Origin of the sequence: Pedobacter ginsengisoli (assembly GCF_030244015.1) — a bacterium.
Taxonomy (GTDB): domain Bacteria; phylum Bacteroidota; class Bacteroidia; order Sphingobacteriales; family Sphingobacteriaceae; genus Pedobacter; species Pedobacter ginsengisoli.
In genome coordinates this window covers 521,034-534,213 of the sequence record NZ_JASSYX010000003.1, presented here as the reverse complement: position 1 = coordinate 534,213, position 13,180 = coordinate 521,034, and the positions used below count along the sequence as shown (strand labels likewise).

The following is a 13,180-nucleotide window of genomic DNA, read 5'->3' as shown; positions in this document are numbered from 1 at the left end:
GTTAGCTTAGCCAAACCCTCAACATGGATAGGAGTTTATCCATGTCAACAGGTTTGGAAATATAATCATTTGCGCCTGCTTCTATACATTTTTCGCGGTCATTTTTCATCGCTTTTGCTGTCAATGCGATAATTGGCAGCTTGGCAAATTTCTTTTCCTCCCGGATAGTCCGCATGGCTTCATAACCATCCATTTCCGGCATCATAATGTCCATCAGTACGAGATCTATTCCAGGGTTTTCGTGTAGTTTTTGAATGGCTTCTTTTCCATTATTTGCAATGTATATGTTCATTTCATATTCTTGCAGGGCACTGGAGAGGGCAAAAATATTCCTCATGTCGTCGTCGGTGATCAGTACAGTTTTTCCTTTAAGTGCTTTTTCAAGGGTTGAAACGCTTTTCCCTTTTGCAATGGTTCTGGAAACCGGTCTTTCATCCTGTTTCAATTTGTTCATAAAGAGACTCACTTCATCAATCAGCCGGTCGTTGGATTTGTTGGATTTCAATACCATGGCCTCTGTATGCTTCATAATGTGTGCCATCTTGTCGTCATCCAGTTCCATTGCCGTGTTGATGATCACCGGAATATGCGAATGTTCAGGCTGGGATTTAATTTCGTCGAGAAGATCAAAACCCGAAATATCAGGCAGCCTCAGGTCGAGGATGATACAGTCAAAAATATGTGTTTTCAGCAGTTCCAATGCCTCATTTCCAGTGAATGCCTGTTTGACCTCTACACCTTTGTCGGTGAGTTGCCGCGTCAGGATTTTGCTTTGCAGTTCCTGGTCTTCAATGACCAGCACTTTGTTAAGGTTATATTTGGTATGGGCCGAACTGAGCTGGTCAAATGCCTTATCAAGCTGATCTTTTTCGATCGGTTTTTTGAGAAAGCCAATGGCTCCCCGTTGTTTTGCGTCACTTTCTTTTACTGTTCCGGCCGACATCATATGTACGGGGATGTGTCTAGTCCGCACATCAGACTTAAGCTTTTTCAGGATGGTCCAGCCATCCATGACGGGTAGCATAATATCGAGGACAATTGCATCGGGAAGTTGGGATGTAGCCAATTCAAGTGCCTTATCTCCACTATAGGCGAGAATGGGCTTAAAACCTTTCTCGGAGGCATAATCGCTTAGTATTCCTGCGAAAGCCTGGTCATCCTCAACAATGAGGAGGGTTTGAAGCCTATGGGTTTTTATCGGCGTAGTCGCGGCATTTGGGATGAGTGGTGCAATTTTAGGCTCCTGGGGATTCTCTTCAGATACATAGCCGGCTATCTGACTGGCATTTGCCGTGTGCTGCTCGGGGATGAACAGCGTAAAAGTGCTTCCTGAATTCACTTCACTTTGTACCTGGATTTCACCTCCAAGTATACTGGCAAGTTCCTTACTGATCGACAGACCCAGGCCAGTTCCGCCATATTTTCTGCTGGTAGAACCGTCTGCCTGCTGAAATGCCTCAAATATCAGCCGCTGTTTGTCTTCAGGTATCCCGATGCCCGAGTCCTTCACTGCGAGTGCAAGTACCTTCTGCGGAGTGCCATTGAGCCGATCGGAGTAAAATCTATGACCCTTATGAGCCTGAGTGATGCTGAAGGTGATCTGACCGTGTTCGGGTGTAAACTTAAACGAATTGGAAAGCAGGTTTTTTATCACCTGTTCCAATCTTGACCGATCTGTAAGAATGATTCCCGGCAGGTCGTGGCCCAGAAGAACGTCAAACCTGATCTTTTTGCTTTTGGCAAGCTCAGTAAATAAGGCCTCCATGTCCTGTTTGATGCTTTGCGGCTTGACTTCTTCTATCGTAAGATCAATTTTTCCTGATTCAATTTTGGAGAGATCCAGGATGTCATTGATCAGTGTAAGCAGGTCGGTTCCCGCATTGTGGATTACGCCAGCATATTTTATCTGCTCCTCATTGAGGTTTTCCGGTTTGTTTTCCTTGAGGATCCTCGCAAGAATGAGGATACTGTTGAGCGGGGTGCGCAGTTCATGGCTCATATTGGCCAGGAATTCTGACTTGTATTTACTGGACAATTCCAGTTCTTCTGCTTTGAGGCTCATGGCCTCACGCGCCTGATTTACAAGTACATTGCGTTCTTCCAGCTGTTGTGCTTTTTCTTCCAGCTCTGCATTGGTTTGTCGCAGCTCCTCCTGCTGTACCCTGAGTTCCTCTTCAGACGCCTGAAGCTGCTCCGATTTGTAGATGAGTTCTTCGTTGGTGGTACGCAGTTCTTCCTGCTGACTTTCCAGCTCTTCTGCCTGCTGCTGGGTCTGCTCAAATAGTGCGCTGAGTTTGACTCTGGCGATGGCACTGTTGATTGACACGCCGATGCTCTCTGTGATGGTATTTAAGAATAATAATTTAGATTCATTGGGTTTTTCCGTCAGACCAAGCTCAATCACAGCTATGGTCATATTTTCAAATACTATAGGAAGAATAAATATAAAGGAAGGTGCGGTGTCTCCCAATGCAGAACTGATCTTAAGATAATCTTCAGGAATATTGTCGAGCATTTTACTTTTCTTTTCGATTGCCGCCTGCCCAATCATGCCTTCGCCAAATGAATATTCCCGACTTGCACTTTTTGTCCGCTGGTAGGCATAGCCTCCTTTGAATACAAAAGTTTTCCTTTTTTCGTCCAGCAGAAAAAGCGCGCCAACACTGGCACCGGTATAATTACAGATTCGGGAAACTACATTTGCAGATAACTCTTCAATTTCCTGCTCACCGCGCATAGATTCGGTGACCTCCGTCACCCCGGTCAGTAACCAGTTTTTTTGCTTATTGTCGGCAGAGATTTTTTCGAGCCGGATGTTGGAATCCCGCATCTGCTCTTCCGTAAGTTTTTGCTGATCAAAAGTCCGTTTGATATAGGAAAACAAGAATAAGATAAGACCAAAAATAATAACGGCGCTGAGTAAAACAATCCATATGGTCCTGGTATTACTTTTGTCTGTATCTGCCTTTCTTTTTTCAAGCAGCAAATGTTCGGTTTTGGTGATTTTGTTGCTAATCCGCAGCATCTTATCTTTTATGCGCTGTCCATTGCCTGTCAGGATCTGCTCCAGACCGGCAGTGCGGCCCCGGGAAGCATTGCTTTCGAGTATACTCCGCATATCCGCAAGTTTTTCATTGGCGTAATATTCAAGAGAATCAACACTTTTACTTTGTTCGGGGTTATCAAGTACTAATTTTCTCAGTTCCCGAATGGTGGGGCCAATTTTAGTGGCATTTGCGGTATAGGGCTCGAGAAATTTTTTTTGTTCCGACAGTGCGTAGCCCCTTACCGCGGTTTCAGAGCTGACTGACAGATTTTCAATTTTTTGAATTAAATTTATGACATCATAGGTATGATTCGTCCACCGGGCATCTTCACTGAGTGATTTTATACTAAAATAAGAGGTTGCCGCTGAAACGAGGACAAATGCCAAAGAGACCGAAAATCCGGTCAGCACTTGCTGTTTAAAGGAAAGTTTAAACATATGGTTTGTTAATGTTTTACCAGGAAATCCGTATTATACAATATTAGGAATAATATCTGATTTAGGGTTTCTTATATAAAAATTACAAGTGGTTTTAATGCAAATTCTGCAGGCAGGTGGCGTAGGTGGCGCCAATAGGTATAATATTGTTGCCGATCCAAACCTGCGAGCGGTCAAATTTGCTGATCTTATCCCTGGCTATGATGAAAGCGCGATGGGTCCTGATAAATTTCTTTTCCGGGAGCAGCAGCAGCATCTCGCTCACGGAAACCCGGGTGCTAAGCAACTTTCCGCCAGTTAAATGGACCTGGGTATAATTGCCGCAGGCTTCTATATACAGGATGTCTTCAATCTGTACCTTTATTTGCTCATAACCATCTTTGAAAAAAATAGAGTCAGGATGCCCGGTACTTTCAAATTTGTTCCTGAGGTTGTGCAGTTCCAGGGCTTTATTACAGGCTTTAAGAAAGCGGGAAAGGGAAAAAGGCTTAAGCAGGTAATCTACTGCATCGAGCTCAAAGCTTTTTACAGCATGCTCAGAATAGGCTGTCGTGAAAATCACCATCGGGGGATTGGAAAGGCTGCCTAGAAAGTCTATACCATTAATATCCGGCATTTTAATATCCAGGAAAATAAGATCTGTTTTGTTTTGGTGCAGGTAAGCAATCGCATCAAATGCGTTGGTGAATGTGGCATTAAGCTCAATGAACGGGACTTTGGATGCATGTGATTTTACGACATCCAAAGCTATAGGCTCATCATCAATTGCGATAGCGATCATTCCTAAAATTAGTTATTTCCCGTCAGTTGCAAGGTTAGGTGGATAAAAAATTCTTTAGCGCTTTCCCTGATGATCAGTTCGTGCCGGTTTGGATAAAGGTGTTCAAGCCGCTGTTCAACATTTTTCAGCCCGATACCGCTTTTTAGTTTTTCAGGATCATTGTCGGGTTTAATATGAATACTGTTGTGTACATCAAAGTATAGGGTATTTCCTTTAGTTTGAAGCGTAATTTTAATGTGTGAGGGTTGTTGCAGACTGATGCCGTGCTTGAATGCGTTTTCTACAAAAGGAATAAGCAGCATCGGTGCAATTTGCTGGTTGTTGATCTGCTCATCAATTTGTGTTTCAATACTAATGGACGGTGAGCGGGAAGTTCTAAGTTTTTGCAGGGCGATGTAATTATTGAGGTAATCAACATCCCGGGTCAGGGAGATTTTTTCCTGCATGTTTTCCTGCAGCATAAAACGCATCATATCGCCAAGCATTTGTATGCCCTCGCCTGTCCGTTCTGCATTTTCCTGAAGGGCGGTTCCGTAAAGTGTGTTGAGTGCATTGAATAGAAAATGCGGATTGATCTGCGACCGCAGGAAACTCAGGCTGGCATCGGACTTGTCAAGTTCTGTTTTTAAGGTGGTGAGTTCTGCGTTGCTTTCCCTGCGTTTTTTATAGATGTACCAGGAAAGAGGTGCGCTGATAATGATTTGTGTGGGGATGTGAAACAGGATCACTATCCCTGCCATTTCTCCCCGGTTACTGAACAACAGTGCAATCAGGGAAAGCGGGATGCAAAATATGATGGTGATGAGCAGAATTTTCCAAAAGAAGTTTTTAAAAGTCCTGCCAGAGGTTTTTACTTCCGGGATGAGGTAATAGAGGGAATAGATAACAATAAAGACTGCTGCACAAATGACCAGCGTCCAACAAACCATTACTTCAAAGGGTGATGAGGTGGCGATCAGAAAAAGCAGGCCGACAAACCAGAACGCACCTCCGAATACGGCTTCAAGTTTCATCCGGCTTGCCGGATCATACTTGCTGGTCTCGTTTTCCCTAAAATAGACAATGAGCTTCTTTAAGGCGATATAGATCATGATAACCAGGATCAGCCATGCTGCGTAAGTATATCCCTTGAAGAAAAAATGGGCATATGCCTCGTCTGTGGTAGGGAAATCAGCAAAAAGATGGGCCTGGCTATAGGTGTAGATAATGCTTGTGGTCAATCCTGTTCCCAAAAACAGAATGATGATGACCAAAATCGACAGGACTCTGGTATTTGGCTTAAAGATAGACGGCCCTATGCAAAAATTGAGTAACAGGAAGCTAAAATATAAGATAGAAAAGCGGAATAATTCGGGTATAAGGTAGTTGGAGATGTAAGAGTAACGCAAATTTGCTCCCTTCATCAGGTACTCGGTGAAGTTTGGTGTTCTTTCACCGGAATTAGATATCAGCAAAATAATGGCAAAGCCGTAAAGGCCGGTGGCGATCCAGAACTCTATCTTGGCAAGATCTTTTATTTTCATCAGTTTATACGTTTTAATCATGGTAAGTACGCTGCAATAGTACGAAGGCTTTTGTCTCCAAATTTTAAAATGTGACCAAACCCTTTAAAAATGTGACGAATTGCATTTTGAATATGATTTTTCTAAGTTTGTAGCATGATCGTATATGGGATACCCAATTGCAATACTGTAAAGAAAGGGAGAACCTGGCTTAGTGAAAATGGATTTGCGCCAGAGTTTTATGACTTTAAGAAGAACGGGATTACTGCAGAAAAGCTGAGAGAATGGTGTGATATTTTTGGATGGGAAAAAGTGCTGAATAGAAAAGGCACCACCTGGAGAAGCCTGAGCACAGAAGAGCAGCAGAGCGTTTTGGACCGGGAGAGTGCAATACATATTTTGCTAAAATATACAAGCGCCATTAAGCGACCGATAGTTGAAGTGAACGGTAAGCCGGTGCTGATCGGTTTTGATGAGTCTGATTATACCAAAATTTTGAAGTAATCTTCTTTGACCTGCACGGTCTTTGCTGTTAAAGTTTGTTAAATAAAGGGAATACGTTTTAAAACAGCGTTACATTTGGATATGTGCAAAAAATTGCTGTTGATTTTTATACTTTTCATTCCGGTTTCTGTGTTTGCACAGCAGATCACGGGTAAGGTATATGATCTGGACAATAAAGCCGTCCCATTGCAGGAGGTGAATGTGAAGAATCTGAACAATAATCAGGCAGTAAAAACCAAAGCAGGGGGACAATTCAGTTTGCCGGCCAGATCCGGGGATCTCCTGGTGTTTTCACTGTCGGGATATCATACCGATACCCTTTACCTGATTGACCTCCTGCCAAAGATTGTTTATCTTCCCGGTAATTCAATAGCATTGAGCGAGGTTAAAATCGTTGGCGCTAAAATCAATCCTTTAGTTTTTGCGCCGGATCCTGAAGCACAGGAGTTCAAGAGAATCCGGACGGACGGACTCAGGGGAAAAAATAATAACGACCGTGCCGGCGGGCTGAAATTTAATCTGGGATACGGTAAGTACCGCAGAGAACAGGAAAAGATAAGACTCCTGGAAGAACGGGATAAATACGAGACGGAAATTAACCAGGTTTTTACAGAAGCATACGTCTCAGATCTGGTAAAATTGAAAGGGCAGGACCTCAAAGATTTTATGTCGTTGTACAGACCCACAGCGGTGCTCGTGAAAGCTGAGCGGCCCTTCAATTATGATTACTATACGGTACAAGCCTATCATCAGTGGCTGAAACTTCCCGAATGGCAGCGCAAACTGCCGCCTGTACCTAAGCTTAAGTCAAATTAATCAGTTTGCCGATTAGACAGAATAAGTTATCATTTTATATCTTTATCCTTAATCTTTAAATCCTGGACTATATGTTTAATAAATTGGTGATGCTTTTAGCATTGTTGTGCGCTTTTGGCGGAAACGCAGCTGCGCAGGAATTGGGCGCTGACAGTAATTATGATCCGCATGCGGCTTTCGGTCCTTTATTTTATTCCCAGAATGGGAATGAATTCCGGTCAGCGAGTGGTTATCCCGGCCCAAAGTACTGGCAAAACCGCGCTGATTACAACATAACTGCTAATCTGGATGATGTGAATAATAAGGTTACAGGCAGCGTGACGATCACCTATAAGAATAACAGTCCGGATAAACTGTATTACCTGTGGCTGCAGCTTGATCAGAATTTGTTCTCCGCTAAATCGCGTGGAAATGCGCTTATCCCTGCGGGGAGCAGGTATGGCAGCCGGGGCGAAAAGCTGGACGGGGGGTATACTATAGAGGGGCTGTCTATATCCCAGAAGGGGAAAACAGAAAAATTTACAGCTATAACCGAAGATACCCGGATGCAGATCCGTCTGGAAGACGCTATGGAAGCAGGTGGTGACGCGATCACGATAAAGATGAATTTTTCTTTTGTGGTTCCAATAAATGGTTCAGACCGTATGGGTCATTTGACAACGAAGAACGGAGAGATATTTTCTATTGCTCAGTGGTTTCCCAGAATGTGTGTATATGATGATGTACTGGGATGGAATACTTTGCCGTATTGGGGCGCGGGAGAGTTCTATTGTGAATACGGAGATATAGATTTTGCAGTGACCACTCCGGCCAATCATATTGTGATGGGTTCGGGTGAGCTTTTGAACCCGCAGGAGGTATTTACGCCGGTACAGCTGCAACGCTGGAATGCTGCTAAGAACAGTGATAAAAAGATTGCCATCCGCTCAGAATCAGAAGTACTGGATGCCGCGTCACGGCCGGCAAAGGATAAATTGGTCTGGAAATTCAGGATTAAAAATACACGTGATGCGGCGTGGGCTTCATCAAAAGCTTTTGTGCTGGATGCGGCACGTATAAATTTGCCAAGCGGTAAGAAGTCGCTTGCTGTCGCGGCACATCCCGTGGAGAGTAATGGAGAGGACGGTTATGGCAGGGCAGTGGAATACATCAAAACATCTATTGAGCATTATTCAGCCAAATGGTTTGAGTATCCTTATCCAATGGCGGTTAATGTGGCAAGTAATGTCGGTGGCATGGAATATCCAGGAATCGTTTTTTGTGGCTGGCAGGCCAGGAATGCAGATGCATGGGGAGTGATCGACCATGAATTTGGACATACCTGGTTTCCGATGATCGTAGGTACGAATGAACGTAAATATGGATGGATGGACGAAGGCTTCAATACGTTCATTAATGGGATCTCTTCAGCATCTTTTAATAACGGGGAATATAAACAACCTAAGGCGAACATGCATGAGATAGCACGCAAACTGCAGAAGCCTGAACTGGAATACATCATGCTGACGCCTGATGCGATGAGGGAAAGAAATATAGGGACGAATCTGTATAGCAAACCGGGATGGGGACTGGAAATCCTGAGAAATGAAATATTGGGTGCGGACCGGTTTGATTATGCATTCAGGAACTACATCTCACAATGGGCGTTTAAACATCCGGCACCCTTTGACTTCTTCAGGGCAATGCAAAATGGTGCGGGCGAAGATCTCTCCTGGTTTTGGAAAGGTTGGTTTTTAGAGAACTGGAAAATGGATCAGGCGGTTGCGGGAGTTTCAGAGATCAGGGAGGGCGGATCAATTGCAGGTTATAATATTACTGTAGCGAATTTGGAACAGATGCCGATGCCGGTGATTTTGCAGGTCAAAACAAAAAGTGGTAAAACTGATCTTATCAAACTGCCGGTGGATGTCTGGATGAGAAATAAAACCTGGGTGATCAGGTATCCGGTCAGAGAAGAGATCGTTTCAGTAGTGCTCGATCCTGATAAAGTATTGCCGGATGTGAACGAAGACAATAACAGCTGGCAAAAAAAATAGGATTTATTTAAAAAAGCTTTGCTTTAGTTTTTCTGCATCTATTGCAGGGCCGGGTTCATCCAAACGGATCAGCCAGCCTTTTTGCTTCAGGCTGATGATATCTTGTTTGGCTACGGAGAGGTCTTTGCCTTTTATGTGCTGATGAAAGGAAACGGGATTGCCGGGTTCTATGCTTAAAGGTGTATTAAAAAGAATTTCTATTCTAAACTTCGGCCAGATCTGTATATCGGACAGCTGTGCCGAATAAACCTTTTTGGTGCTGTGTGGGGATTGGATACCGGCGAATTCGCCTTTATAGATGCCGCCCTTCTCAGTGGTCAGACTGCTCAGCAACTGAAAAGAGGTTTCGTTAATAATGTGAAAATGAACGACTGAAGGGCTGTGCTGATCGACAACAACACCCAGGTACACGCCTTCTTTGACAAAAGGGGTATCGGGTGTGAGCTGTAGTGGTTTGACAATGCCGGCATCTTCATCAGGGAGATCTCCATGTCCATGTACGAGGGTAACCTTTGAGACAAGGACCGGGATCTCAAAGTCATTGGCATCGGTGACGCCAATGGTATCTTTATCTATGATTCTGGTGATGTATCCTTCTAAATTTTCATCGACAAAACGTACAAAATCTCCTAATTTGTAAATCATTTGTTTATAGTTTTAACACAGGACAAATTTATGTTATTTTTGCGGGATGGCAGCAGAGGCGCAAAAAAACAATCCTTTACATGGACTGACACTGGAATTTATCCTTAAGCAGCTGGTATGGCATTATGGATGGGAAGAGCTGGGTACGCTGGTAAAGATTGCGTGTTTTAATAACAATCCTACGATGAACTCCAGTTTGAAGTTTTTGCGCAAGACAGACTGGGCAAGAAAAAAAGTAGAAAAGCTCTATTTAAATACTTTTCATTAACTGTCTATTTATTTTCTGTTAACCCCTTGATTTATAAAATGTATTGTCTTACCTTTGCAGTCCCTTATTGAGGGGTAAAGTTTTTAAACATTAATAGAAAAACAAAAAAGAGCAATGCCAACCATTCAACAATTAGTTAGAAAAGGTAGAGTAGCACTGGAGTTCAAGAGTAAGTCTCCGGCGTTGGACAGCTGTCCACAGCGAAGAGGTGTATGTACACGTGTATATACCACTACCCCTAAAAAACCAAACTCAGCAATGCGTAAAGTAGCGCGTGTACGTTTAACCAATGGTAAAGAGGTTAACGCCTACATTCCTGGAGAAGGTCACAACCTTCAGGAGCACTCAATCGTATTGATCCGTGGTGGTCGTGTTAAAGATTTGCCGGGTGTTCGTTATCACATCATCCGTGGAGCATTAGATACTTCGGGAGTTGCTGGTCGTAATCAGCGCCGTTCAAAATATGGTACTAAGCGCCCTAAACCAGGACAAGTTGCTGCGGCACCAACAAAAGGTAAAAAGAAATAATTAGGAGGAAAGAAAAATGAGAAAGTCAAAACCAAAAAAGAGAATTATCCTTCCTGATCCTAAATTTAACGATGTTCAGGTGACAAGATTTGTAAATAATATGATGTATGATGGAAAAAAATCCATCGCATATGATATTTTTTATGACGCAGTTGAACTGGCTGAGAAAAAAGCAGGCGAAAACGGTCTGGAAATATGGAAACGTGCTTTAGCTAATGTAATGCCTGCGGTAGAGGTGAAGTCACGCCGTGTAGGTGGTGCTAACTTTCAGGTACCTACTGAGGTAAGGCCTGACCGTAAAATTGCCCTGGGTATGAAATGGTTAATTTCTTACGCCCGTAAACGTGGTGAAAAAACCATGAAAGAAAAATTAGCAGGTGAAATTGTTTCGGCGGCTAAGGGTGAAGGCGCAGCAGTTAAGAAAAAAGAAGATACGCATAAAATGGCAGAAGCTAACAAGGCGTTCTCTCATTTCCGTTTTTAATTGAAATTATATAATGTCAAGAGATTTAAAATACACAAGAAATATCGGGATCGCAGCTCACATTGATGCGGGTAAAACCACAACAACAGAGCGTATCCTTTATTATGCTGGTGTTAGTCATAAAATTGGTGAAGTGCACGAAGGTGCGGCAACAATGGACTGGATGGCACAGGAGCAGGAGCGTGGTATTACCATTACTTCAGCTGCAACAACAGTAAACTGGAAATACAGAGGTGACAATTATCACATCAACATTATTGATACTCCCGGACACGTGGATTTTACCGTAGAGGTAAACCGTTCGTTACGTGTATTGGATGGTTTGGTGTTCTTGTTTTCTGCGGTTGACGGTGTTGAGCCTCAATCTGAAACCAACTGGCGGTTAGCAAATAATTATAATGTTGCCCGTATCGGTTTTGTGAACAAGATGGACCGTTCAGGTGCTGATTTCTTAAAAGTTGTTAAACAGGTAAAGGACATGCTGGGCAGTAATGCCGTTCCTTTGCAGTTGCCTATCGGCGCTGAAGACAGTTTTAAGGGTGTAGTTGATTTGATCAACAACCGTGGTATCGTCTGGAATGAGCATGATAAAGGTATGACCTTTACAGAAGTGCCGATTCCTGAAGATATGCTGGACGAAGTAGCTGAGTGGAGAGAGAAATTGTTGGAATCAGTAGCTGAATACGACGAATCTTTGATGGAGAAATTCTTTGAAGCTCCTGAAACAATTACTGAGCGTGAAGTTTTGGATGCATTGCGTCAGGCCGTATTGGATGCTAAAATTGTTCCAATGGTTTGCGGTTCGTCTTTCAAAAATAAGGGTGTTCAGACAATGCTTGACTATGTGATGGAGTTATTGCCTTCACCAATGGATTCTGAAGGTATTGTTGGAACTAATCCTAATACAGGAGAAGAAATATTACGTAAGCCAAGCGAAAAGGAACCTTTTGCAGCTTTAGCTTTTAAAATTGCTACGGATCCTTTTGTTGGCCGTCTTTGCTTTATCCGTGTTTATTCGGGTAATCTTGAAGCAGGTTCTTATATCTATAACGCAAGGTCTGAAAACAAAGAACGTATCTCACGTATTTTCCAGATGCATGCTAACAAGCAAAATCCAATCCCGAATGTTGGTGCCGGTGATATTGCAGCTGTTGTAGGTTTTAAGGACATTAAAACAGGAGATACGCTTTGCGAAGAGAAAAACCCTATTGTATTGGAATCGATGGTATTCCCTGAGCCGGTTATCGGTTTGGCAATTGAGCCTAAAACTCAGGCTGATATTGATAAATTGGGTATGGGCTTGTCTAAGCTTGCAGAAGAGGATCCTACATTCAGGGTACAAACTGACGAGGAAACTGGTCAGACTGTGATCTCTGGTATGGGTGAGCTTCACCTGGATATCCTGATTGACCGGTTAAAACGTGAGTTTAAAGTAGAGGTAAATCAGGGTGCACCACAGGTAGCTTATAAAGAAGCAATCAATGGTACTGTTCAGCACCGTGAAACTTATAAAAAACAATCTGGTGGCCGTGGTAAATTCGCTGACATTCAGGTTGTGATCTCACCAATTGATGCAGATTGGGAGAAAGGTGGATTGCAGTTTGTGAATGAAATTACAGGCGGTTCTATTCCACGTGAGTTTATCCCTTCAGTAGAAAAAGGATTTGCAGCTTCTATGGCTAACGGCGTATTGGCTGGTTATCCGCTTCCTGATATGAAGGTTCGTTTAATTGATGGTTCTTTCCACGCAGTCGATTCAGATGCTTTGTCTTTTGAACTTGCTGCTAAAATGGCTTATCGTGAAGCATTGCCTAAATGTAACCCGGTATTGATGGAGCCTATCATGAAAATTGAGATTCTTACTCCTGAAGAAAACATGGGTGATGTGATCGGTGATATGAACCGTCGTCGTGGTCAGCTTCTGGGTATGGATACACGTAACGGGTCGCAGGTAATTAAAGCGACTGTGCCGCTTTCAGAGATGTTTGGATATGTAACACAATTGCGTACCATCACTTCAGGACGTGCAACTTCTACTATGGAATTTGATCATTATGATCCGGCTCCGAAGAATGTTCAGGATGAGGTGATTGCTAAATCAAAAGGCAGAATTAAGTCAATAGACTAAACAA

Annotated in this window: 11 protein-coding genes; 7 read left to right on the top strand and 4 right to left on the bottom strand. The window is 43.1% G+C overall.

All coding sequences use genetic code 11. The features are described 5' to 3' along the window. Nucleotide 1: 1 nt before the first annotated feature. The 3 genes from QEP08_RS14550 to QEP08_RS14540 all read right to left on the bottom strand — a co-directional run bounded on the left by QEP08_RS14550 (nucleotide 2) and on the right by QEP08_RS14540 (nucleotide 5,788). Entirely contained in the window at nucleotides 2-3,484 is a 3,483-nt protein-coding gene (locus QEP08_RS14550) for a hybrid sensor histidine kinase/response regulator (protein WP_285059088.1), read from the bottom strand. A gap of 94 nt (nucleotides 3,485-3,578) precedes the next feature. Beyond that, nucleotides 3,579-4,265 carry a LytR/AlgR family response regulator transcription factor gene (locus QEP08_RS14545; RefSeq protein ID WP_285059086.1) on the bottom strand — a complete coding sequence of 229 codons (687 nt, stop codon included), beginning with the start codon at nucleotides 4,263-4,265 and terminating at the stop codon, nucleotides 3,579-3,581. Nucleotides 4,266-4,273: 8 nt separating this feature from the next. Continuing rightward, on the bottom strand, nucleotides 4,274-5,788 hold the full coding sequence (locus tag QEP08_RS14540) for a sensor histidine kinase (RefSeq protein ID WP_285059085.1): 1,515 nt from the start codon (nucleotides 5,786-5,788) through the stop codon (nucleotides 4,274-4,276). 135 nt (nucleotides 5,789-5,923) lie between these two features. On the opposite strand from QEP08_RS14540, the gene QEP08_RS14535 reads away from it, so the two are divergent. The 3 genes from QEP08_RS14535 to QEP08_RS14525 all read left to right on the top strand — a co-directional run bounded on the left by QEP08_RS14535 (nucleotide 5,924) and on the right by QEP08_RS14525 (nucleotide 9,123). Continuing rightward, nucleotides 5,924-6,271 carry an arsenate reductase gene (locus tag QEP08_RS14535; RefSeq protein ID WP_285059083.1) on the top strand — a complete coding sequence of 116 codons (348 nt, stop codon included), beginning with the start codon at nucleotides 5,924-5,926 and terminating at the stop codon, nucleotides 6,269-6,271. A gap of 99 nt (nucleotides 6,272-6,370) precedes the next feature. Further along, complete coding sequence (locus QEP08_RS14530; protein ID WP_285059081.1) at nucleotides 6,371-7,087, top strand: carboxypeptidase-like regulatory domain-containing protein; 717 nt, start codon at nucleotides 6,371-6,373, stop codon at nucleotides 7,085-7,087. A gap of 71 nt (nucleotides 7,088-7,158) precedes the next feature. Then, entirely contained in the window at nucleotides 7,159-9,123 is a 1,965-nt protein-coding gene (locus tag QEP08_RS14525; protein ID WP_285059080.1) for a M1 family metallopeptidase, read from the top strand. Nucleotides 9,124-9,126: 3 nt separating this feature from the next. On the opposite strand, the gene QEP08_RS14520 is transcribed toward QEP08_RS14525, so the two are convergent. Continuing rightward, nucleotides 9,127-9,768, bottom strand: a complete 642-nt coding sequence (locus tag QEP08_RS14520) for a DUF8465 domain-containing protein (RefSeq protein ID WP_285059079.1) — start codon at nucleotides 9,766-9,768, stop codon at nucleotides 9,127-9,129. A gap of 46 nt (nucleotides 9,769-9,814) precedes the next feature. Between QEP08_RS14520 and QEP08_RS14515 the strand changes: the two genes are divergently transcribed. The 4 genes from QEP08_RS14515 (at nucleotide 9,815) to fusA (ending at nucleotide 13,176) form a co-directional block, all read left to right on the top strand. After that, the gene (locus QEP08_RS14515) at nucleotides 9,815-10,036 is read left to right on the top strand and encodes a VF530 family protein (RefSeq protein WP_285059077.1); all 222 of its coding nucleotides are present in this window, start codon (nucleotides 9,815-9,817) and stop codon (nucleotides 10,034-10,036) included. Nucleotides 10,037-10,150: 114 nt separating this feature from the next. Next, nucleotides 10,151-10,564, top strand: a complete 414-nt coding sequence (rpsL, locus tag QEP08_RS14510; protein WP_008244597.1) for a 30S ribosomal protein S12 — start codon at nucleotides 10,151-10,153, stop codon at nucleotides 10,562-10,564. 16 nt (nucleotides 10,565-10,580) lie between these two features. Further along, nucleotides 10,581-11,048, top strand: a complete 468-nt coding sequence (gene rpsG / locus QEP08_RS14505; RefSeq protein ID WP_285059076.1) for a 30S ribosomal protein S7 — start codon at nucleotides 10,581-10,583, stop codon at nucleotides 11,046-11,048. Between the two features lie 13 nt (nucleotides 11,049-11,061). Then, nucleotides 11,062-13,176: an elongation factor G gene (fusA, locus tag QEP08_RS14500; protein WP_285059074.1), complete on the top strand. Its 2,115-nt coding sequence runs from the start codon at nucleotides 11,062-11,064 to the stop codon at nucleotides 13,174-13,176. Nucleotides 13,177-13,180: the final 4 nt, after the last annotated feature.

Bases quoted from the DNA above. Each gene is read 5' to 3' on its own strand.
- QEP08_RS14545 (WP_285059086.1), bottom strand. From the start codon at position 4,265: ATGATCGCTATCGCAATTGATGATGAGCCTATAGCTTTGGATGTCGTA.
- rpsG (WP_285059076.1), top strand. From the start codon at position 10,581: ATGAGAAAGTCAAAACCAAAAAAGAGAATTATCCTTCCTGATCCTAAA.
- fusA (WP_285059074.1), top strand. From the start codon at position 11,062: ATGTCAAGAGATTTAAAATACACAAGAAATATCGGGATCGCAGCTCAC.
- QEP08_RS14515 (WP_285059077.1), top strand. From the start codon at position 9,815: ATGGCAGCAGAGGCGCAAAAAAACAATCCTTTACATGGACTGACACTG.
- rpsL (WP_008244597.1), top strand. From the start codon at position 10,151: ATGCCAACCATTCAACAATTAGTTAGAAAAGGTAGAGTAGCACTGGAG.
- QEP08_RS14540 (WP_285059085.1), bottom strand. From the start codon at position 5,788: ATGAAAATAAAAGATCTTGCCAAGATAGAGTTCTGGATCGCCACCGGC.
- QEP08_RS14550 (WP_285059088.1), bottom strand. From the start codon at position 3,484: ATGTTTAAACTTTCCTTTAAACAGCAAGTGCTGACCGGATTTTCGGTC.
- QEP08_RS14520 (WP_285059079.1), bottom strand. From the start codon at position 9,768: ATGATTTACAAATTAGGAGATTTTGTACGTTTTGTCGATGAAAATTTA.
- QEP08_RS14525 (WP_285059080.1), top strand. From the start codon at position 7,159: ATGTTTAATAAATTGGTGATGCTTTTAGCATTGTTGTGCGCTTTTGGC.
- QEP08_RS14535 (WP_285059083.1), top strand. From the start codon at position 5,924: ATGATCGTATATGGGATACCCAATTGCAATACTGTAAAGAAAGGGAGA.